General features: G+C 66.6%; 18 protein-coding genes. 11 read left to right on the plus strand and 7 right to left on the minus strand.

Going from position 1 to position 21,910, the window contains the following annotated elements:
• Nucleotides 1-319: 319 nt before the first annotated feature.
• The 4 genes from DVS29_RS21790 (at nt 320) to DVS29_RS21805 (ending at nt 5,228) form a co-directional block, all read left to right on the plus strand.
• A complete protein-coding gene (locus DVS29_RS21790) occupies nt 320-754 on the plus strand; it encodes a CHRD domain-containing protein (RefSeq protein WP_118182568.1) in 435 nt (144 codons plus the stop codon).
• Nucleotides 755-1,090: 336 nt separating this feature from the next.
• Entirely contained in the window at nt 1,091-2,482 is a 1,392-nt protein-coding gene (locus tag DVS29_RS21795) for a cytochrome c (RefSeq protein WP_118182631.1), read from the plus strand.
• The gene (locus tag DVS29_RS21800; protein ID WP_118182569.1) at nt 2,479-2,970 is read left to right on the plus strand and encodes a (2Fe-2S)-binding protein; all 492 of its coding nucleotides are present in this window, start codon (nt 2,479-2,481) and stop codon (nt 2,968-2,970) included. The genes DVS29_RS21795 and DVS29_RS21800 overlap by 4 nt, the downstream gene beginning before the upstream one ends.
• The gene (locus tag DVS29_RS21805; RefSeq protein ID WP_240655731.1) at nt 2,967-5,228 is read left to right on the plus strand and encodes a xanthine dehydrogenase family protein molybdopterin-binding subunit; all 2,262 of its coding nucleotides are present in this window, start codon (nt 2,967-2,969) and stop codon (nt 5,226-5,228) included. The genes DVS29_RS21800 and DVS29_RS21805 overlap by 4 nt, the downstream gene beginning before the upstream one ends.
• Before the next feature lie 17 nt (nt 5,229-5,245).
• Here the strand turns inward: DVS29_RS21805 and DVS29_RS21810 are convergent, their stop codons facing one another.
• Nucleotides 5,246-7,180 (minus strand): potassium transporter Kup, encoded by a 1,935-nt coding sequence (locus DVS29_RS21810; protein ID WP_118182570.1) that lies wholly within the window; start codon nt 7,178-7,180, stop codon nt 5,246-5,248.
• 406 nt (nt 7,181-7,586) lie between these two features.
• Between DVS29_RS21810 and DVS29_RS21815 the strand changes: the two genes are divergently transcribed.
• The 4 genes from DVS29_RS21815 to DVS29_RS21830 are packed head-to-tail and all read left to right on the plus strand — an operon-like array spanning nt 7,587 to nt 11,731.
• Entirely contained in the window at nt 7,587-8,663 is a 1,077-nt protein-coding gene (locus tag DVS29_RS21815; RefSeq protein ID WP_118182633.1) for an LLM class flavin-dependent oxidoreductase, read from the plus strand.
• A gap of 40 nt (nt 8,664-8,703) precedes the next feature.
• The gene (locus DVS29_RS21820) at nt 8,704-9,516 is read left to right on the plus strand and encodes a class II aldolase/adducin family protein (protein WP_118182571.1); all 813 of its coding nucleotides are present in this window, start codon (nt 8,704-8,706) and stop codon (nt 9,514-9,516) included.
• The gene (locus DVS29_RS21825; protein WP_118182572.1) at nt 9,516-10,121 is read left to right on the plus strand and encodes a cysteine dioxygenase family protein; all 606 of its coding nucleotides are present in this window, start codon (nt 9,516-9,518) and stop codon (nt 10,119-10,121) included. The genes DVS29_RS21820 and DVS29_RS21825 overlap by 1 nt, the downstream gene beginning before the upstream one ends.
• Complete coding sequence (locus DVS29_RS21830) at nt 10,118-11,731, plus strand: rhodanese-related sulfurtransferase (RefSeq protein ID WP_118182573.1); 1,614 nt, start codon at nt 10,118-10,120, stop codon at nt 11,729-11,731. The genes DVS29_RS21825 and DVS29_RS21830 overlap by 4 nt, the downstream gene beginning before the upstream one ends.
• A gap of 15 nt (nt 11,732-11,746) precedes the next feature.
• Here DVS29_RS21830 and DVS29_RS21835 read toward each other — a convergent pair whose 3' ends face one another.
• Complete coding sequence (locus DVS29_RS21835) at nt 11,747-12,658, minus strand: LysR family transcriptional regulator (RefSeq protein WP_118182574.1); 912 nt, start codon at nt 12,656-12,658, stop codon at nt 11,747-11,749.
• A 214-nt stretch (nt 12,659-12,872) separates the two neighbouring features.
• Here DVS29_RS21835 and DVS29_RS21840 point away from each other — a divergent pair, with 214 nt between their 5' ends.
• Genes DVS29_RS21840 through DVS29_RS21850 form a run of 3 tightly spaced genes read left to right on the plus strand, consistent with a single transcriptional unit; the run spans nt 12,873 to nt 16,186 of the window.
• A complete protein-coding gene (locus DVS29_RS21840) occupies nt 12,873-13,790 on the plus strand; it encodes an ABC transporter substrate-binding protein (RefSeq protein ID WP_118182575.1) in 918 nt (305 codons plus the stop codon).
• A gap of 37 nt (nt 13,791-13,827) precedes the next feature.
• A complete protein-coding gene (locus DVS29_RS21845) occupies nt 13,828-15,060 on the plus strand; it encodes an acyl-CoA dehydrogenase family protein (protein WP_118182576.1) in 1,233 nt (410 codons plus the stop codon).
• A 16-nt stretch (nt 15,061-15,076) separates the two neighbouring features.
• Complete coding sequence (locus DVS29_RS21850; protein ID WP_118182577.1) at nt 15,077-16,186, plus strand: LLM class flavin-dependent oxidoreductase; 1,110 nt, start codon at nt 15,077-15,079, stop codon at nt 16,184-16,186.
• Nucleotides 16,187-16,245: 59 nt separating this feature from the next.
• On the opposite strand, the gene DVS29_RS21855 is transcribed toward DVS29_RS21850, so the two are convergent.
• The 5 genes from DVS29_RS21855 to otsA form a co-directional block, all read right to left on the minus strand.
• Nucleotides 16,246-17,283 carry an ABC transporter substrate-binding protein gene (locus DVS29_RS21855; RefSeq protein WP_118182578.1) on the minus strand — a complete coding sequence of 346 codons (1,038 nt, stop codon included), beginning with the start codon at nt 17,281-17,283 and terminating at the stop codon, nt 16,246-16,248.
• A gap of 117 nt (nt 17,284-17,400) precedes the next feature.
• Entirely contained in the window at nt 17,401-18,252 is an 852-nt protein-coding gene (locus DVS29_RS21860) for an ABC transporter ATP-binding protein (RefSeq protein ID WP_118182579.1), read from the minus strand.
• Nucleotides 18,246-19,310, minus strand: coding sequence for an ABC transporter permease (locus DVS29_RS21865; RefSeq protein WP_118182580.1), 1,065 nt, complete (start codon nt 19,308-19,310; stop codon nt 18,246-18,248). The genes DVS29_RS21860 and DVS29_RS21865 overlap by 7 nt, the downstream gene beginning before the upstream one ends.
• A gap of 24 nt (nt 19,311-19,334) precedes the next feature.
• On the minus strand, nt 19,335-20,369 hold the full coding sequence (locus tag DVS29_RS21870; RefSeq protein ID WP_118182581.1) for an ABC transporter substrate-binding protein: 1,035 nt from the start codon (nt 20,367-20,369) through the stop codon (nt 19,335-19,337).
• A 131-nt stretch (nt 20,370-20,500) separates the two neighbouring features.
• Nucleotides 20,501-21,904, minus strand: coding sequence for an alpha,alpha-trehalose-phosphate synthase (UDP-forming) (gene otsA / locus DVS29_RS21875; RefSeq protein ID WP_118182582.1), 1,404 nt, complete (start codon nt 21,902-21,904; stop codon nt 20,501-20,503).
• Nucleotides 21,905-21,910 lie beyond the last annotated feature (6 nt).

Raw genomic sequence — 21,910 nt, forward strand, 5'->3', positions numbered from 1 at the left:
GGGAAACGCTCATCGATCAGGCTCCTCGTTCGGAATCCGTGCGACGCAGGCGCCGCTTCACACCGGATACGGACGTCGCCGCCGGCCGGATGCAACGCGACATCGAAATTTCATCGACGACGGCAAAGATGCTGCGTTGCGGCAGCGTGCCCACGGCACACCGACGGAATAAACCGTGCGGCGAAGCGTTCTGTGTGGTGACGCGCGCGAACGACTATGCTGGTAAGCGCATGCGCCGTCGCACGACATGCAGCCGTCCCGACCGTCGCAACGGGTCGGACAGACTGGTCGGGAAGCCCATCACTTTCGGAAGACATCCATGAACCTGACAAGAACACTCGCCATCGTCACCGTCTCCCTCTCGCTCGCAGCGCCCGCGCTGGCATTCGCCGACACGGTGAATTTCAGCGCCGATCTGAAGGCATCGAGCGAAGTGCCGCCGAAGGACAGCCCGGGCACCGGCCAGTTCACGGCCACCTTCGACACCGCGACGAAACAGCTGCAGTACAAGGCCACCTATAGCGGCCTGAGCGGCCCCGCGACGATGGCGCACATCCATGGCCCGGCGCCTGCCGGCAAGAACGCGGGCGTGGTGGTGCCGGTGCCGAAGGACAAGGTCGCGAGCCCGATCGAAGGCACGGCAACCTTGACCGATGCGCAGGCCAAGGAGCTGATGGACGGCAACTACTACTTCAACGTGCACACCGCGAAGAACCCGGGCGGCGAGATTCGCGGCCAGATCGAGAAGCAGTAAGCGCGGCGGACGCGGCTGCATCGCGTAACGCGCGACGGGCGCAGAGCGCCTGGCGCGCGATACCGGTGCAGTTCGCGGCCGATGCGACGGGCGCGACGGGCGCGACCGACGTGACCGACGTGACAAATCGCAGCGGCGCTGCAAGGCATCCGCAAGGCAGCGCTGCGCGAGTCGTGCGTATAGTGAGCGCGCCGGAGGAACACGGCGGCGTCGAGGCGGTCTATCCAGCAATGGTCGACACGCCGCGACGGAGGACCCATGACAGGCAGATCGATCGCGATCGCTGCCGTCGTGGCACTTGCAGTGGCGGCCGGTGTCGGTGATCACGACGGCATCATGCCGGCGCGCCTGGCGTCGCTGGCGCCGCTCGCACCCGTGCTTGTACCCGCGCTTGTACCCGTTGCGCACGCAGCCGAATCGCCGGCCTCGCAGCACCCGTCGCCGCTGCCCAGTGACAACGCGGCCGCCACGCTGCATCGCGGCGCCGAACTCGCCGCGATCGGCGACTGCGCGGTGTGCCATACGGCGAGTCATGGCGCGCCGTTTGCTGGCGGCCGTCCGCTCGATACGCCGTTCGGGACGATCTGGTCGACCAACATCACGCCCGACCGCGACACCGGCATCGGCGCATGGTCGCTCGACGCGTTCACACGCGCGATGCGGCGCGGCATGTCGCGCGACGGCCATCTGCTGTACCCGGCCTTCCCTTATCCGCACTTCACGCATATGACCGACGCGGACATCGCCGCGGTCTACGCGTTCCTGATGTCGCGCGATCCCGTACGGGCGACGCCGCCCGCGAACCGGCTGGTGTTCCCGCTCGGCTTTCGTCCGCTGATCGCGGGCTGGAATCTGTTCTTTCTGCATCGCGGCGTCGAGCCGAACGGCGATGCCGCCGCGGACTTCGCAGCGGGCGCATCGGCTGCGGCGAGTAGCGACGCCGTCGAACTGGAACGCGGACGGTATCTGGTCGACGGCCCCGGCCATTGCGCCGCGTGCCACACGCCGCTCAATCTGCTCGGCGCGGAACAACGCGGCCATGCGTTGAGCGGCGCGGTGATCGAAGGCTGGCAGGCGCCTTCGCTTACTGCGTTGCTGAGCGCACCGAAACCGTGGACGCGCGATCAGCTCGTCGCGTATCTGCGTACGGGCTTCGCAAGCGACCATGGCGCGGCAGCGGGCCCGATGCGGCCCGTCACGCAATCGCTTGCGGACGCATCGGCACGCGACGTCACCGCGATGGCCGATTACCTGATGTCGCTGCAAATGACACCGGCCGCGGCAGGCGCAGTGCCTGCTTCTTCGCCATCGCAACAACACGCGTCGGCCGAAGCCGAGGCTGAAGCCGAAGCGAACGTCAATGCCAATGGCCATGCCGATGCAGTAACCGCACGGGTGCAAAACGGCGCGACGCTCTTCAACGGCGCGTGCGCGCAGTGCCACGCACCACACGCGCCGATGACGACGCTCGGCAACCGCCCTTCGCTCGCGCTCGGCAGCGCGTCGAACGCGAACACGCCGCGCAACGTGCTGCGCGCGATGCTCGACGGCATCCGCGCTCAACCCGGCGCGAGCGGCCCGTCGATGCCGGCGTTCCGCAACGTGTTCACCGACGCGCAGATCGCCGACCTCGCGGCGTTCCTGCGGGCGCGCTTCAGCAGCCAGCCCGCATGGAGCGTGGATGAAGCGAGCGTCGCGAAGCTGCGCAAGGAGGCAGGCAATCCATGATTACGCTGACCGTCAATGGCGTCTCGCATCGGCTCGATCTCGATCCGTCGACGCCGCTGCTCTACGCGCTGCGCAACCAGCTCGGCCTGCACGGTGCGAAGTTCGGCTGCGGGCTCGGGCAATGCGGCGCGTGCACGGTGATCGTCGGCGACGAGCCGGTGTTTTCGTGTCTGCTGCCCGTGGTCGCGGTCGGTACGCGCAATGTGCGGACTATCGAAGGGCTCGGCACCGCGGCGCATCCCGGCCGGTTGCAACAGGCGTTCATCGACCGCCAGGCCGCGCAGTGCGGCTACTGTATCGCCGGCATGGTGATGCGCGCGCAGGCCCTGCTCGATCGCGTGCCTGCACCCAGCGAACAGCAGATTCGCGAGCATATGGAGCCGAACCTGTGCCGCTGCGGCACGCACATGCGGATCCTCGCGGCGATCCGCGAAGCGGCACAGCAGGCAGAGAACGCACAGCAGCGCCCGCAGGGACAGCCCGCATGAGCGGCGAGCGTCCAGTCAGCATCGATACCGGCCGCCGCCGCTTTCTCGCGGCGGGCAGCGTGATGGTCGGCTTCACGCTGCTGCCCGCCGCGCGCGCGCTCGCGCAGACCACCACCGAAGCCGGCACGTTCAACGCATCGGCGCCGAAGCTGCCCGGCAGTCTGAAGACGACGCCGTCGCTCGACGCGTGGGTCAGGATCGACGAAGCGAGCCGTATCACCATCTTCACCGGCAAGGCGGAACTCGGCACCGGGATCCGCACGGCGTTCATGCAGATCGCCGCCGAGGAACTCGGCGTGCCGCCGCAGCGCATCGCGCTCGTCACCGCGGATACCGGCCTGACGCCGAACGAAGGCTACACCGCGGGCAGCCATTCCACCGCCGACAGCGGCACCGCGATCCTCAACGCGACCGCGCAGGTGCGCGTGCTGCTGCTCGACGCGGCCGCCGCGAAACTGGGCGTGGATGCGGCTACGCTCGTGGTTCGCGATGGCGCGATCGCGAGCAGCGACGGACGCACGCTCAGCTTCGGCGAGGCGGTCAGCGGCGTGAACCTGCATCAGGATGCGCAGCCCGGCGTGCCGACGCGCGCGCCGCAGTCGTACACGACGATCGGCACGTCGTGGCCGCGCGTCGACATTCCCGGCAAGGTGACGGGCGGCGTGAGCTATGTGCAGGATCTCCAGCTGCCCGGCATGCTGCATGCGCGCGCGGTGCGCCCGCCTTCATATGGCGCGACGCTCGCGGGCGTGGATGCCGATGCGGTGCGACGCATGCCGGGCGTCGTCGCGGTGGTCGTGGATGGCAGCTATCTCGCCGTCGCGGCGGACGACGAATGGCGCGCGATTCTTGCAATGCGCGCGCTCGCGGCCAGCGCCCAATGGCGCGACGGTCCGCCGCTGCCGCAGCAGGCGACGATTCACGACACGCTGATGGAGCTGCCCGCGCAGGACATCGCCGTCGCGAACACGACCGCCGCGGCCGCGCCGCCCGTGACGACGCTGCACGCGGAGTATCGCAAGCCGTACCTCACACATGGCTCGATCGGTCCGTCATGCGCGGTTGCGTGGCTCGATCAGGGCACGATGACGGTATGGACGCACACGCAGGGCGTGTTTCCGCTGCGCAAGGGTCTCGCGGAGATGCTGTCGATGCCGCCCGAGCGCATCCGCTGCATCCATCTGGAAGGCTCCGGGTGCTATGGCCACAACGCCGCCGACGATGTGGCCGCCGACGCCGCGCTGATCGCCCGCGCGGTGCCGGGCAAGCCGGTCCGCGTGCAATGGATGCGCGAGCAGGAACACACGTGGGAGCCGTTCGGCCCGGCGATGACGACCGAAGTGAGCGCGGCGCTCGACGCCTCCGGGCAGATCGTCGACTGGCAATACCGGATCTGGAGCAACACGCACAACAATCGCATCGAAAACGCGGGACGGCTGATGCCCGCATGGTTCCTCGCGAAACCATTCACGCCCGCGCCGCCGAAGCCGATTCCGATGCCGGAGGGCGGCGGCGACCGCAACAGCATTCCGTTGTACAGGATTCCGAACGTATCGGTGCTGTATCACTTCATTCCCGACATGCCGGTTCGCGTGTCGGCCATGCGCTCGCTCGGCGCGTATCACAACATCTTCACGATCGAGAGCTTCGTCGACGAACTCGCGTTCGCGGCGCACGCGGATCCGGTCGCGTTCCGTCTGCGGCATCTCGACGATCCGCGCGCACGCGCCGTGATCGAACGCGCGGCGCAGCGTTTCGGCTGGCACGTGGACCCTGCGACGCGCACGCATCCGCACGGCGTCGGCTTCGCGTTCGCGATGTACAAGAACCTGATGGCGTACTGTGCGATCGCGGTGGAAATCGCGTTCGACCGCGACACCGGTCACGTGACGATCGAACGCGTGGTAAGCGCGGTGGATTGCGGGCAGATCGTGAATCCGGATGGCGTTCGCAATCAGGTCGAGGGCGGCATCATCCAGTCGTCGAGCTGGACGCTGTTCGAAGCCACCACCTTCGACACGCACAACATCACGAGCTACGACTGGAGCACCTATCCGATCCTGCGGTTTTCGTCGGTGCCGAAGACGCTCGACGTCGAACTGATCGACCGGCCGGGCATGCCGTTTCTCGGCGTCGGCGAAGCGTCGCAGGGACCGATGTCCGCCGCGCTCGCGAATGCGATCGCTAATGCGACCGGCCAGCGGTTCCGCGAACTGCCGCTGTCGCCGGAACGGTTGCGCAAGGCGTTGCGGGTGTAGGCGAGGAAAAAAGCGCGCTAGATCTCCACCCGCGCGCCCAGTTCGATCACGCGGTTCGCCGGCAGCTTCATATACGCTGCCACATTGCCGACGTTATGCAGCATCACCGCGAAGAGCCGCTCCCGCCATAACGCCATGCCCTTGCCGGCAGTCGGCACCACCGTCGCGCGGCTCAGGAAGTAGGACGTCTGCGTCGGATCGACGACGAGCCCCGCCGACGAACAGGTTTCGAGCGCACGCGGCAGGTCCACTTCGTCCTTGAAGCCGTAGGTGATCGTCACCTGATAGCAGCCCTCGCCGAGCGGATGCACGGCCACCTGCTCGCGTCGCGGCACGTACGGCACTTCCTTCGTGTTGACGGTCAGGAATGCGACACATTCGTGAAAGACGCGGTTGTGCATCAGATTGTTGATCAGCGCATGCGGCACGCCGTTCGGGTCGGGAGACAGGAAGATCGCGGTGCCGCCCACCCGCACCGGGCAATGCGCGAACAGCTTGTCGAGGAACGGCTTCAACGGCGTCGCACCCGCCCGCACCCGTGCCTCGGCCACCATCATCTGCCAGCCGCGTCCCCACGTCGCCATGACCGTGAAGATGAAGAGCCCGATCGCGAGCGGGAACCAGCCGCCCTGCACGATCTTCATCAGGTTCGCGGAGAAGAACGTCGCGTCGATCACGAAGAAGAACGCCGTTGCGCCGACGCACAGCGCCCAGTTGTAGCGCCAGGCATAACGGATCACGAAGAACGTCAGGAAGGTCGTGATCAGCATCGTGCCAGTCACGGCGATGCCGTACGCGGAGCCGAGCGCCGCCGACGAACCGAAGCCGACCACGGCCGCGACGACGGCGAGCAGCAGCGTCCAGTTGATGCCAGGCACGTACACCTGCCCCATCTCCTTCTCCGACGTGTAGATCACGCTCATACGCGGCAGAAAGCCGAGCTGCATCGCCTGCTTCGTCATCGAATAGGTGCCGGAGATCACGGCCTGCGAAGCGATCACGGTCGAGATCGTCGCGAGCACGATCATCGGGTACAGCGCCCAGGTGGGAAACAGCAGATAGAACGGGTTTTGCACTGCAGCGGGCCGCGCAAGCAGCAGCGCGCCCTGGCCGAGATAGTTGAGCGCGAGCGCCGGGTACACGAGCCCGAACCACGTGACGCGGATCGGCTGCGCGCCGAAGTGCCCCATGTCCGCGTACAGCGCCTCGGCGCCCGTCAGCGACAGCACCACCGCCCCCAGCGCGACGAACGCGAGCCAGCGGTGACGTACGCAGAATGCGAGGCCCTCGAACGGATCGAGCGACATCAGGATCGCCGGCGAATCGGCGATGTTCAACAGGCCGATCACGCCGATCACGACGAACCACAGCACCATCACCGGCCCGAACACCACGCCGATCCCGGCTGTGCCGTGCTTCTGCATCACGAAGAGCGTGATCAGCGCGGCAAGCGTGATCGGGATCACATAGGTCTTCAGCACGGGCGCCGCGACCTCGAGCCCTTCCACCGCGCTCAGCACGGAAATGGCCGGTGTAATCACGCTGTCGCCGTAGAACAGCGCCGCTCCCATGATGCCGACGACGAGCAGCGCATGCCGCAGCTTCGGCCGGTTCGTTACCGACGAGGCCGCGAGCGCGAGCAGCGCCATGATGCCGCCTTCGCCGTGGTTGTTCGCGCGCAGGATCAGCGCAACGTATTTCAGCGACACGACGATCGTCAGCGACCAGACGATCAGCGAGACGATGCCGCGCACGTTCGCCGCGTTCATCGGCAGGCCGTTGGCCGGATCGAACACGGTCTGCAGCGTGTACAGCGGGCTCGTGCCGATGTCGCCGTACACGACGCCGAGCGCGGCCAGCGCGAGCGCGGGCAATGCGCGGCGGTGCGGGGTGGGATCGCCGGCTCCCGAGGTGGCCGATGGGTGCGGCGCATCCGATGTCTGCTCGCTCATCTCTGTCTCCCTGACGGACGTCTCCTGCCGCGCGGCCCGAGTGGCGGGCATCGCGCGCGGATGCAGGCCGCCAGCACGGGCGGCCCTTCGATCGTTGCGGGCCGGCAGCCTGCTGAAAGCCTGTGCCCAGAATATTGAACGTCGTGTCTCGTCGATTGAACGAAGTATAGGAAAGCAAGCGCGCGAGCGTGTGGCCGGCGCTGAACCAGACACGTCGCGCCGTATGTGCGAACGCACAATGAATGGCACAGCGACTCGTTCAGCGCGGATTCAAACATGCAATTCCGATATGTTTATCGACAATCAATATTTAAGCGTTGCATGGCCCGGTGTTAACCTGCACGTCACCCGGAAGGCCTCCTGCGCCTTCCCTTCCGTATCCGACATGCGTCCACCGGGAGCCATCGTGAGCGTCGAATTCATCGGCATGATCCAGCCGCAGAAAGTATCCGAGACCCACCTCGCACAGGGACCGGCAATCGACATCGGCTATCTGCGCCGCTTTGCGCAGGCGCACGAAGCGGCCGGCTTCGACCGGGTTCTCGTGCCCTACCATTCGACGAGCCCCGACGCGATGCTGACGGTCGCCTATGCGGCGAGCGTCACGTCGAGAGTGCATTTCATGCTCGCGCATCGGCCCGGCTTCGTTGCGCCGACGCTGGCCGCGCGTCAGATCGCCACACTCGACCAGCTGTCGGGCGGGCGCCTCGCGGTGCACTTCATTTCGGGCGGCAGCGACAGCGAGCAGCGGCGCGATGGCGATTTTCTGTCACATGACGAACGCTATGCCCGTACCGACGAATATCTGCACGTGCTGCGCCGCGTCTGGACGGAATCGCGTCCATTCGATCACGACGGTCGCTTCTATCGCTTCGAGCAGGCATTCTCCGAAGTGAAGCCGAAGCAGACGCCGCATGTGCCGATCTACTTCGGCGGCGCGTCGGCGCCTGCGATCGAAGTGGCCGGCAAACACGCGGACGTCTACGCGCTATGGGGCGAATCGAAGCAGCAGGTGCTCGAACAGGTGACGCGCGTACGCGCCGAGGCCGCGAAACACGGCCGCAGCGTGCGCTTCTCGGTGTCGTTCCGGCCCATCCTTGCCGACACCGAACAGGCCGCGTGGGAACGCGCCGAACACATCCTGGACGAGACGCGGCGCCTGCGCGCTGAACAGGGGCTTGATACCGGTGCGCCGCAGCAAAGCGAAGGCGCGCGCCGGTTGCTGGCCGCGGCCGGCGACGGCGTGCGCGCCGACGAGCGCCTGTGGACCGCGGTCGCGAAGGAGATTGGCGGGCGCTCGAATTCGACCGCGCTGGTCGGTACGCCCGCGCAGGTTGCAGAGACGCTCGCCGACTATCACGCGCTGGGTGTGACGACCTTCCTGATCCGCGGCTTCGATCCGCTCGAAGATGCGATCGACTATGGCCGCGAGCTGATTCCCGCCACGCGCGAACTGACTTCGCAGGCGCGCCGCGCTGCATGAACGCTCACGCCGCCACGACACACTGCCGAGGACCCGCATCATGAGCACCACGCTTGCCGCACCGCGCGCCGTCGCGCTGCGCGATACGCCGATCCGCAAGTTCTGGTTCGACGAGACGCCGCCGCGCGGCAGCATCGCGGACGAACGCCGTCATCGGCAGACCCGTCTTGCCGCCGCGTTTCGTCTGTTCGCGCAGCGCGGTTTCGACCAGGGACTGGCCGGCCACATCACCGCGCGCGATCCCGAATGGACCGACCACTTCTGGGTCAATCCGCTCGGCAAACATTTCTCGCGCATTCGCGTATCGGATCTGCTGCTCGTCAATCATCGCGGCGAGATCGTCGTCGGCGAAGGGCCGCTGAATCAGGCCGCGTTCGCGATCCATGCCGCGATTCACGCGGCACGCCCCGACGTGATCGCCGCCGCGCACACGCATTCGCTGTACGGCAAGGCCTGGTCGACGCTGGGCCGCACGCTCGATCCGCTGACCCAGGATGCGTGCTCGTTCTATGAAGACCACGCGCTCTTCGACGACTTCCAGGGCGTCGTGCTCGACACCAGCGAAGGCGCGCGCATCGCCGATGCGCTCGGCGACCGCAAGGCCGCGATCCTGAAGAACCACGGCATCCTGACGGTCGGCCCGACGGTCGAAGCGGCGGCATGGTGGTATATCGCGCTCGACAACGCGTGCCACACGCAACTGCTCGCCGAGAGCGCGGGCACGCCGCAACGTATCCCGCACGATATCGCCGCGGACACGCACGAGCGCGTCGGACGCCCAGGCGGCGCGCTGCATGCGTTCGAGAGCCTGTACGAAGGGCTCGTCGAAGCGGAACCGGACCTGCTCGACTGATGGGCGTCGATGCATTGCAGCGCCTGCGCGGCTTCATCGGCGAAATCGCGACGCTCGTCGATACCGCGCCGGACGAAACGACGCTGATCGAACAGGGCAAGGCTTCGCTCGCGCAACTCGTCGCCGTCGATGACTGGCTGCCCGCTGCGTACGCGCAACCGTCGCCCGAGCGCTACCAGCAATTCCTGCTGTACGCGGATGCGCGGCAGCGCTTTTCGGTGGTGAGCTTCGTCTGGGGGCCCGGGCAGCGCACGCCGGTCCACGATCACACCGTGTGGGGATTGATCGGCGTGCTGCGCGGCGCGGAACGCGCGCAGGCGTATCGTCGCGACGAACACGGCGCGCTCCTCGCCGCGGGCCCGGAAGCGCTGCTCGAACGCGGCGACGTCGAAGCCGTATCGCCCGCGCTCGGCGACGTGCACCGCGTGAGCAACGCGTACGACGACCGCGTGTCGATCAGCATCCACGTGTATGGTGCAAACATCGGCGCGGTGGAGCGCTACGTCTATCCTGAAGACGGCCCGCCGAAACGCTTCATCTCCGGCTACTCGAACGATACGCTTCCCAATCTCTGGCATTTCCCCAAGGACCATCGGCAGTCATGAGCTCATTTCCCCTGCGTACGTTCGCCGACGTGCGCGACGCGCTGCTCGCGAAACGCGAAATCGCACTGCTCGACGTGCGCGAAGAAGATCCGCACGCGCAATCGCATCCGCTGTTCGCCGCTAACCTGCCGCTGGCAAAGCTCGAACTCGAAGCATGGACGCGCCTGCCGCGTCGCAGCGTGCCGATCGTGCTGCTCGATGCGGGCGAAGGCTTCGCCGAGCGCGCGGCCGTGAAGCTCGTCGAGCTTGGCTATAGCGACGTCTCGTTGCTCGAAGGCGGCCTCGACGGCTGGATCCGCGCGGGCGGCGAAACGTTTCGCGACGTCAACGTGCCGAGCAAGGCGTTCGGCGAATTCGTCGAAGCGCAACGTCACACGCCGTCGCTGTCCGCCGAAGCGGTCGATGCGCTGCTCGCGAGCGGCGACGACATCGTGGTGCTCGACGCTCGCCGCTTCGACGAGTATCGGACGATGAACATTCCCGGCAGCGTCAGCGTGCCAGGCGGCGAACTCGTGCTGCGCGCCCGCGCGCTCGCGCCGGACCCTGCCACACGCGTGATCGTGAACTGCGCGGGCCGTACGCGCAGCATCATCGGCGCGCAATCGCTCGTGAACGCAGGTCTGCCGAATCCGGTCGCGGCGCTGCGCAACGGCACGATCGGCTGGACGCTCGCGGGGCAAACGCTCGAACACGGCAGCGCACGGCAGTTCGATCTTTCGGCGGGACGCGACGATCGCACGCTCGCGCAGTCGCGCGACCACGCGCACGCGCTCGCCGCGCGCGCCGGCGTCAAACGCACGACGCTCGACGAAGCGGCGCGCTGGGCGAGCGATCCGTCCCGCACCACGTATCGCTTCGACGTCCGCACGCCGGCCGAGTACGAACGCGCGCACGCACCCGGTTTTCAGGGCGCGCCAGGCGGCCAGCTCGTGCAGGAAACGGAGATGTTCGCGCCGGTACGCGGCGCGCGCATCGTGCTGTTCGACGACGACGGCGTGCGCGCGAACATGACGGCATCATGGCTCGCGCAGATGAATATCGAAGCGTACGTGATCGGCGAAGACGTGCCGGCGTCCGCGCTTCGAGAGACGGGTCCGTGGCGCGGTCCTCGCCCACCTGCGCCAGCAGGGCAGCAGACCGTCGATGCTCCGGCGCTTGCTTCGCTCCTCGCCGATCCGGCGCATGGCGTGCTGGTGCTCGACGTGACGTCGAGCGCGAATCACGTGAAGGCGCATATACCCGGCGCGCACTGGATTCTCCGTTCGCGCCTGCGCCATGCATTCGACGACCTGCGCGCGCTGCCCGACGCAAAGCGCTACGTGCTGACCTGTGCGAGCAGCGCGCTCGCCGCGTACGTCGCGCCCGAACTGGCGGCGTTGACGGGCAAGCCCGTGCAGGTGCTGGAAGGCGGCACGGCGGCGTGGATAGCCGCGGGACAGCCGGTGGAAAGCGGCGACACGCATCTCGCGTCACCGCGCATCGATCGCTATCGCCGGCCGTATGAGGGCACCGACAACGCGCGCGAAGCGATGAATGCGTACCTGGAGTGGGAATACGGGCTCGTCGCGCAACTGGAGCGCGACGGCACGCACGGGTTCTTCGTGATCTGAAGCGGCGCGCGAGACTTACGCGGCGCGTGCCGCGCGTGCCGTATCGAAGCTCGACGCGATGCTCGCGGACAGCACCGCGAGCGCCTGCTGCAGCTTGCCGAGCGTGCGCGAGTGCAGCATCCACACCGCGATCTCCGGGCGAAAGTCGCTGACGTTTACGACGTCGAGCGCGGCCGTGTGCTGACTGGTCCTGAGGAGCGGTACCGGCACGAGGCCAAGCCCGGCGCCCTGCGCGACGAGCGCGAGCTGCAGGTCCGTGCCGAACGTTTCGAGGTTCAGCTTCAGTGCGAGCCCGTTCGCCGCGAGCGCATGCTGCAGCCCCGCGCGAAAACCGCAGCCGTCCGGATTGAGCACCCAGCCATAAGGCTCGCACTCGGCAAGCGAGTACGGCCTGCGCTTCATGCTGCCCTTGCGCGCGACGACCGCCAGCTTCAGCGCGCCGAGCGCCTGCGACCCGATCGATTCGGCAAACGAACGGTTGCCGGGCATCAGCGCGACGGCAGCGTCGAGCATGCCGTCCTGCAACTGTTGCAGCAACTGCGCGCCCCACCCCGTCGACACACGCATCTGCAACGCGGGATGCGTGTGCTTCACTTCGCCGAGCGCATCGACGAGCGCGACGTCCGCCACGGTCTGCGCGACGCCGATACGCAACGTGCCGGCGAGCGGCGCATCGGTTGCGACCAGATCGCGCAGCGCATCGACCTCGCGCACGATCTCGCAGCACTGCCGGTACACAGCGAGGCCCATCGGCGTCGCACGCAGCGGCTTCGTGTTGCGATCGAGCAGCTCGACGCCCAACGCCTCCTCGAAGTTCTGCACGCGACGCGTAACCGCGGGCTGCGTCAGACCGAGCGTGTCGGCGGCCTGGCTTAGCGACTGCGCGCGCACGACAGCGACGAACGCCTCGACTTCATCGAATTTCATCGAACGGTCTGCTCCTTCCTGATGGGTCACACTGTGCGACATCTGCATGCGCGATGCCGGCAAAGGTAGCGCAGAAACCGGGTTATCGTCCAGCGCGTTTCGCTCGCCGCGTGCATTTCCTTTTCGCATATTTGCATAGAAGAACAATGCGTTTGATTAATGACAGCGCGCTGCGTATCGTGGACTTTCTTCAGTCTTTCATGCCGTCCTGCCGATGCGTTTATCTCTCGCTCTTCTCGTTGCCCTCGCCCTCTCTCACGCCGCGTTCGCGCAGACCACCTTGAAGGTCGGCGACCAGCAGTTCCAGACGCGCGGCATCCTCGAAGCGTCCGGTCAGCTGAAGGATCTGCCGTACAAGGTGGAGTGGTACAACTTCCCTGCCGCGCAGCCGCTCGGCGAAGCGCTGAATGCCGGCGCAATCGATCTCGGCGGCCTCGGCGATGCGCCGCTGATCTTTGCGTATGCCGCTGGAGCACGCGTGCGCGCGGTGGCCGCCACGCGCACGCAGCCGGTCGATCTCGCGATCATCGTGCCGCCGGACTCGCCGATCCATAGCGCCGCGGATCTCAAGGGCAAACGCATCGCGACGACGCGCGGCTCGATCGGCCACTACCTGCTGATCTCGACGCTCGAACGCGCGCATCTGAAGCCGTCCGACGTGTCGGTGCACTTCATGCAGCCCGCGGACGCCAAGGCCGCACTCGCGACTGGCGACGTCGACGCGTGGTCCACCTGGGACCCGTACGTCGCGCTGGGTGAACTGCGCGACCACGACCGCAGCATCGCGAACGGCGTCGGCGTGTCGTCGGGTCTCAGCTTCGAAGCCGCCACCGACGATTCCATCCAGCATCATCGCGCGGAGATCGCCGACTTTCTGAAGCGTGTGGCAGCTGGACAGCGCTGGGCGCTCGATCATCCGGACGAGGTGGCCGCGATGCAGTCGCGCGTCACCGGCCTGCCGGTGGACGTGCTGAAGGTCGTCTACCAGCGCGGCAACATTCATCCGGTCGCGATCGACGACAGTGTGATCGCCGAGCAGCAGAAGACCGCCGACACCTACCACCGCGCGGACGTGATCCGGACGCCGCTCGATGTCACGCCGAGCTTCGACAAGGAGTTCAGCGCGCAGTGATGCAGCGCGGAGAACTCGACCACAGAGAACCGACACGATGAACAGCCGTCATCCCGCGATCGGGTCCGGCGCGCAGCCCGACGAAGCCGCGCTCGACGCCCTCGCCGATCTCGACAGCCCTGCGGCCGACACATGGCTCGCCGCGCTCACCGCGTCGTTCGCGCAAAGCGCGGGCGAACTCGATCGCGCCGCGCTGTTCCCACATGCGAATCTCGCGCGCCTGCAGTCGGCCGGACTGCTTGCGCTAACCGTACCGCGCGCGCTGGGCGGACGCGAAGCCACGCTGCCGCAGACGCTTAAAGTGGTGCGTGCGGTCGCGCGCGGCGAGCCTTCTACAGCGCTGATCCTCGTCATGCAATACCTGTATCACCTGCGACTCCAGCTGAATCCGAACTGGCCGACCGCGCTGAAGGAGCGCGTTGCGCACGATGCGGTCGAGCACGGCGCGCTGATCAACTCGCTGCGCGTCGAGCCGGAACTCGGTTCGCCATCGCGCGGCGGCTTGCCCGCGACGGTCGGCGCGCGCGATACGAGCGGCTGGGTGCTGAACGGCCGCAAGATCTATTCGACCGGCAGCCCGGGGCTGACGTGGTACGCCGTCTGGGGACGCACCGATGAAGCCGTACCGCGCGTCGGCACGTTCCTCGTTCATCGCGACACGCCGGGCATTCATTTTGGTGAACCCTGGAATCATCTGGGTATGCGAGCCACCGGCAGCCATGAAGTCGTGTTCGAGAAAGTGCATATCCCCGCTGAACATGCGGTGGACCTGCAACCGCCGGAAACGTCGGTCGCCAACAGCATCGATCCGCAGACGGCGCAGTGGATGAGCGTGCTGCTGCCGTCGATCTACGACAGCGTCGCGCGATCCGCACGCGACTGGTTCGCCGTCTGGGCGGCCGAACGCACGCCTTCCGCGCTCGGCACGCCGCTCGCGAGCCTCGACTTGTTCCAGCAGACGCTCGGCAGGATCGACGCATTGCTGCTCAGCAACCGGCTGCTGCTCGATGCCGGCGCGCGCGGCGACGTCGCGCCAGCCGAGGCGCCTGCGATCAAGTATCTCGTCAGCCGCGACGCAATCGCGGCCGTCGAACTCGCGCTCGAAGCGAGCGGTAATCCGGGCCTGTCGCGCAACCATCCGCTCGAGCGCCACTATCGCGACGTGCTGTGCGCGCGCATCCACACGCCGCAGAACGACACCGTGCTGCGCAATCTGGGGCGCGCCGGTTTCGCGTCCATCCCGTCCACTTCTTCCATCCCAGCACGCTGACACAGGAGCGAGCGCCATGAGCGTCGAATTCATCGGTTATGTGAGTCATCAGGAACAGAGCGAAATCCATCTGCTGCACGGCCCCACGCTGAATCCGCCGTATATCGCGGCGGTTGCGCAGGCGCACGAATATGCGGGCTTCGATCGCGCGCTGATCGCGCATTCGAGCGCATCGCCGGATGGCTTCCAGATCGCGTCGTACGTTGCGCAGCAGACGAAGCGCCTTGGCATCCTGCTCGCGCATCGTCCCGGTTTCGTTGCGCCGACGCTTGCCGCGCGCCAGCTCGCGACGCTCGACCACTTCAGCGCCGGCCGCCTCGCGGTGCACATCATTTCCGGAGGCGACGATGCCGAGCAGCAGCGCGATGGCGACTATCTGCAGCACGATGCGCGTTATCGCCGCACGAGCGAGTATCTCGACGTGGTGAAGCGCGCATGGACCAGCGCGCAGCCCTTCGATCACACGGGGGAGTACTACCGCGTCACGGGCCATCAATCGCAGATTCGCCCGTTGCAGCAGCCGCATCTGCCGGTGTATTTCGGCGGCTCGTCCGATGCCGCGATCGCGGTCGCCGGCCGGCACGCGGACGTCTACGCGCTATGGGGCGAATCGCTCGCGCAGGTCGCCGACACGATCGCACGTGTGCGCGCATCCGCCGCGAAACACGGCCGCGAACAGGAAATCCGCTTCAGCCTGTCGCTGCGGCCGATCATCGCGTCGACCGAGGACGCCGCGTGGGCGCGCGCCGAGGCGATCCTCGAACGCGCGAAAGACGTGGTGACGCGTTCACCAAAATTCACGGTGCGCCCTAAAGATCCGAAGAACGTCGGCTCGCAGCGACTGCTTGCCGAAGCCGCGAAGGGACCGGTGGTCGATCAGCGCCTGTGGACCGGTATCGCCGCGTTGACGCACGCGGCGGGAAACTCGACGTCGCTCGTCGGCACGCCGCGGCAGGTGGCCGATGCGCTGCTCGAATATCGCAGGCTCGGCGTGTCGACTTTCCTGATTCGCGGCTTCGATCCGCTGGAAGACGCGCTCGCGTATGGCCGTGATCTGATTCCGCTCGTGCGTGCGGCAGTGGCGGAGGAAGAAGGACAACAGGCTGAAGCCGCAGCACTGGTTTGATGGCGCGCCGCCGGGCGTTCACTGAACGATGTGAAATCATTCACTGAACGCCCCCGCGTTCAAACCAGCACGTCGGAAAACACCCGGTTCGCAAAGCGGTCCGAATCCGTCCCGCTGTTCAATACCCCTACCGATTTCAGATCGTCCGCATAGAGCGCGATCTCTTTCCTGAACGCATCGCCGGTTGGATGATGGTGATCGGTGTGGCTCTTCAGCATCGCCGTGAGCTGACCCACGTCGGCCTGCGGCGCATGCTCCGCGAAAATCGCTGCCGCCTGCGCCGGGTTGTTCGCGGTCCATTCGGTTGCTTCGAGCAGCGCCTGCGTCAACGCCTGCGCGGTCGCGCGGTCCTTGCGGATCAGCGAGCCGCGTACGCCCAGCACGCAGCAGACGCGATGCTCGTACTCGCCGCACAGGTTGTTCGACACCTCGTACAGATGGTCCGATTCGCGCAGCTGCCAGATGGTCGGATCGCCGTCCGCAATCGCGTGTACCTCGCCCTTCTTCAGTGCCTCGCCAAGCAGGTTCGCCGGATACTGGCGCCAGTGCACGTCGTTGTCCGGATCGACGCCGATCTTCTTCAGCGTGATCGCGAAGAAATTCTTCGTCGGGCTCGCCATGTCGCTGACGCCCACCGTGCGCCCCTTCAGGCCGGCGAGATCGACGATGCCGGACGCGCGCGTCGCGAGCAGACGCATGCAGCCGCCGTGAATGCCGGCCGTCAGCTTCACGTCGAAGCCCTGCTCCAGCGGCTTGATCCAGCGCAGCGCCATGCCGACGCCCGCGTCGGACTTGCCGGTCGCGATCGCCTCGAGCAGCTGGTCGGTGGAGCCCGCGAAGTTGACGAGCTCGACCTGCAGGCCATGCTTACGGAAGAAGCCCTGTCTGTCCGCAACGGGAACCGGCGCGGTGCAGATCGCGCCCGCGTTCCACGACAGTTTCAGGTTGCGCGTGGTGTCGTCCGCGTAGACGCGCGGCGTCGTGAAGCCGAGCGGCAAGCCGCCGCCAAGCGCCGCCGCGCTGACAGCCCAGGTGGCGTTGCGCAGCCACATGCGGCGCGCCATGTCGACACGCGGCGTGTCGTCACTGGTGTTCATCGTGTGGATTCCCCGTATGCTGGATTGAACTGCATGAATTGAATGAACTGGTCGAGCTGGCTAAATGAGTTGCCTGAAGATGAACGCTTCACTGACGTGGCCGTGACGAAAGCATCGTCATGCGTCGATGCCCAGCTGTGCCAGCACCTCGCGCCGCAGCGCGACGAAGCGCGGATCGTCGCGATGTCGCGGACGTGCCGCATCGTTGCGTACCTGCGCGACGATGCGCGCCGGCCGCCCACTGAACACGATCACGCGATCCGCGAGATACAACGCCTCCTCGACGTCATGCGTGACGAACAGCACCGAGAAACGCGCTGCCTGCCACAACCGCACCAGTTCGCCCTGCATCCGCAGGCGCGTCAGCGAATCGAGCTTGCCGAACGGCTCGTCGAGAATCAGCAGCGACGGATCGTTGACGAGCGCCCGCGCAAGCGCCGCGCGCTGCGCCATGCCGCCCGACAGCTGATGCGGAAACGCACTGGCGAATTCGCCAAGACCGACGAGATCGAGTGCGGCATCAATGCGCTCGTCGGCGCTGCGTGCTGTGTCGCGTGTGCCGCCCTTCGCTCGACGCGCACCGCGCTGCGCTTCCAGCCCGAGACTTACATTGCGGCGCACCGTGCGCCACGGATAGAGCGTCGGGTCCTGAAACACGACGACGCGCGACGGATCCGGGCCCGCGACTGCCTCGCCGTTCGCCGACACGGTGCCTTGCCACGGCAGATCGAGTCCGGCGACAAGCCTCAGCAGCGTCGACTTGCCGCAACCGCTCGGCCCGAGCAACGCGACGAACTCGCCCGGCTCGACCGTGAGATCGACCGCCTCCAGCACCGGCAGCACCGTGCCGCCCAACGCAAAGCGATGACTGACATGACGGATGTCGATGCGCGCACCGTTGCGCTGCACATTCGATGCCGCCGCCTCGCGACGTTCCGCGGACGCGACGCCTTGCGTGACCGTTACCATTTGAGCAATCCTCTTTGCCACGCGAGCAGATGGTCGCGCAGCCTGAAGAGCAGCGTGATCAGGCCGGAGCACATCAGCGCCATCACCAGCAGCGCGGCGTACATGTTCGAATACGCGGCCCAGCCCTGCGCCCATTGCAGATACCAGCCAAGCCCCGCTTTCACGCCCATCATTTCCGCGACGATCAGCACGGAAAACGACGCGCCGAGTCCCATGAACAGCCCGACGAACACCGACGGCAACGCGGCCGGTATCGCGACCCGCAGGATCAGGAACGACGGCCGCGCCCCGAGTGTGCGCGCGACGTCGTAGTACGCGGAGCTGACGCCCGCGACACCTGACCACGTCAGCACCGCGACCGGGAACGCAGTGGCGAGCGCGATCAGGAACACGCTCGCGCTGAAGCTCGACGGAAAGAAAAAGAACGCGAGCGGCAGCCATGCGGTTGCCGGCAGCGGCCCGATCAGCCGCAGCACCGGATGCAGCCAGTACCCGACCGCGCGCGACCAGCCGATGCTTACGCCGACGACAAAACCCGTTGCCGCACCGATTGCGTAGCCATAAGCAAGCAGACCGAACGAATGCACGACGCTCGATGCGAGGCGCGGAGCATCGTCGAAGAACACCGCAATCAACGCCTGAGGCGGCGCAAAGAACGGCCGCGGCAGCCATTCGAGCTTCGCGGTCAGCACCTCCCATAGCGAGATGCCGATCGCGAGCGCGAGCAGCCACGGTGCGGTGCCGAGCCAGAGTTCGACGCTTCCTTTCGCGCGCCGATCCTGGTCCGCGTCCACGAGTGCAGCAGAACCGGTCGCGCGCCAGCCCGCCACCGCGAGCAGCACAGACCACGCTGCAAGCATCAGCTTCAGCACGATCAGCCCGTGGGTGTACGGCCAGTCGTCGAGGTCAGGCCACCAGCGCGTCAGCGCCGCGCCCGCGAACCACGCGAATGCAGCTGCCGCGGCGACCAGCACACGACGTGCGTCTCCCCGGGGCCATGCGAAACGCCCACGCTCGCCCGCTGCGCGCGAAGCGAGCAGATCCGATTGCGTCGACATGTCAGCGTTCTCCTTGCATGCGCGTCATGCGTTGACCAGCTGGGTGTCGGAGATCGCCCGCACATCGATGCGGCGCGGCAGGATCGCATCGCGATACGACACGTCCGCGACCTTCTGCAACGCGACGATGTCGGCGTCCGTGACGAAGCGCTGCCTGAGCGCGCTACGACGGGTGATCTGCCGCGCCGTATCGAGCGGCGTGCGGGTGAGCGACGCATAGATCTGCGCGTAGTCGTCGGGATGCGCGAGCGCCCAGTCGGCGGCGCGCTGCAGACGCCGCAACACGTCTGCAATCGCTGCGCGTTTGGCCGGGTCGGTCACGGCGGTGCCGGATGCGGTGAAAAAGCCGAGCCCGCTGTTGATGCCGCTGCCGTCTCTCAGCACCCGGCCGCCGCGCTGCACCGCGATGCCGAAGTACGGATCGAAGGTGGCCCACACGTCAATCGCGCCGGATTCGAACGCGGCGAACGCATCGACGGGCAGCACGAAGCGCACGTTCACGTCGTTGCGCGACAGGCCCGCTTCGGCGAGCGCGCCGTACAGCTGGTATTGGGAGATGCTGCCGCGCGCCGACGATACGCACACCGTACGGCCTTTCAGGTCCGCGACGCTTTTGATCGGCGAAGCGGCCTGCACGACAATGCCGAGCCCCGCCGCGGAGCCGACGCGCGTCGCGACGATCTTCAGGTCCGGATCGCCGATCGCCGCGGCGAGCACGGGCAGATCACCCGCCGGCGCGAGGTCGACCGCGCCCGAGCGCTGCGCTTCGAAGAGCGGCGCCGCGCCCTGGAAATTGGCCCAGCGATACGCATAAGGCGCACCGTCGAGCACTTTCGCCGCTTCGGCAAGCGCGCGCGTGCCGCCCGCCTGATCGCCGAGTACCACGGTAACGGAATGAAGGTCGATAGTCGCGGCCGCTGCCTGGGCCGCGCGCGCGTTCAACGCAATGAACGACGCGAATGAAGCTGAGAGCGCGGCGGCGGGCGTCGCACCAAGGAGACGCAACGCGCGGCGGCGGCGCTGAAGGACGTCTTCAGTATCGTGAAGAGAGGTGATCATGGATTCTCGCAGGCAATGTCATCGCAAGCGTAGCGATGCGCAATGCCGTTGAGAATGATTCAATTTCGATATGTTTATGCCGCGACACTATTTATGCTTTGCATGATTTGTCGCATGCGTGAACGAGTGGACTAAGGCGATGCGACAGCAGTCGTTTCGGTGCCCTTCAACGCGTCGAGAAACGCGTTGCACCACCAGTGCACATCCTGCTTGCGGATACGATCGAGCAGCGCCGCATGACGGTTTACGCGCTCTTCCTGCGACATCGTCAGCGCGCGTTCAATGGCCTGTGCGGTGCCTTGCGCGTCGTACGGATTGACGAGCAACGCCTCTTTCAATTGCTCGGCCGCGCCCGCGAAACGCGACAGCACGAGCATGCCCGGATCGGCCGGATCCTGCGCGGCGATGTATTCCTTTGCGACGAGATTCATGCCGTCGCGCAGCGGCGTGACGAGCGCGACGCGGCTTGCGCGATAGAGCCCGGGCAGACGCTTGCGTGCGACATTGCGATGGATATAGCGCACCGGCATCCAGTCGAGCTCGCCGTAATCGCCGTTGATCGCACCGCAGAGACTATCCATCTGCCTGCGCAGATTGTCGTACGCATCGACGTCTTCACGGCTCGGCGACGCGATCTGGATCAGCGTCGCGCTGTTGCGGTTCTCCGGATACTGCGCGAGCAGTTCGCGAAATGCATGCACGCGCTGCGGCAAACCCTTCGAATAGTCGAGCCGGTCGACGCCGATCAGAAGACGCCGCCGCGAATACTCCTCGCGCATGGCCTCGAACGTCTCGCGGCCTTCCTTGCCGTTCGCGAGATTCACGAACTCGTCGACGTCGATACCGATCGGGTAAGCGGCCACGTGCAGCGTCCGGTTGAACGCGCGCAGATGATTGCGGTCGAGCCGCTCGGCCTGCGCTTCGGATTCGACGTAAGCGGCAAAGTGCGTGACGTCCAGCTCGCACTGGAAGCCGACCAGGTCGTAGGCGAACAGCGAGCGCATCAGCCACTCGTGCTCGGGAATCGCGGCCATGATGGGCGGCGGCGGCATCGGGATATGCAGAAAGAACCCAATGCGGTTCGTGCAGCCCATTGCACGCAGCTCGGCCGCGAGGGGAATCAGGTGGTAGTCGTGAACCCAGATGAGATCATCGGGTTTGAGAAGCGGCATCAGCTTGCGCGCGAACAGCTGGTTCACGCGCCGGTAGCCGGCCGCGAACTGCACGTCGAACTTCGCGAGGTCGAGGCGGTAGTGAAACACCGGCCACAGCACGCCGTTCGCGTAGCCGAGGTAGTACGTGTCGTGATCGTGCTGGTCGAGATCCAGCGTAGCCAGGGTCACGCGGCCGACGGTCTGCCGGCGCAGATCCTGGCTGCCTTCGGCCGCGTCCGTCTCGCTGCGTATCTTGCCGCTCCAGCCGAACCAGAGGCCGCCGGTCTGCTGCAGGCTCTCCTTGACGGCGACTGCCAGACCGCCGGCCGCGCTCTTGCGGGGATCGGCGGTGCGGTTCGATACGACAACCAGACGACTCATCGGCGC

Source organism: Paraburkholderia phosphatilytica, from assembly GCF_003443895.1.
Taxonomy (GTDB): Bacteria; Pseudomonadota; Gammaproteobacteria; order Burkholderiales; family Burkholderiaceae; genus Paraburkholderia; species Paraburkholderia phosphatilytica.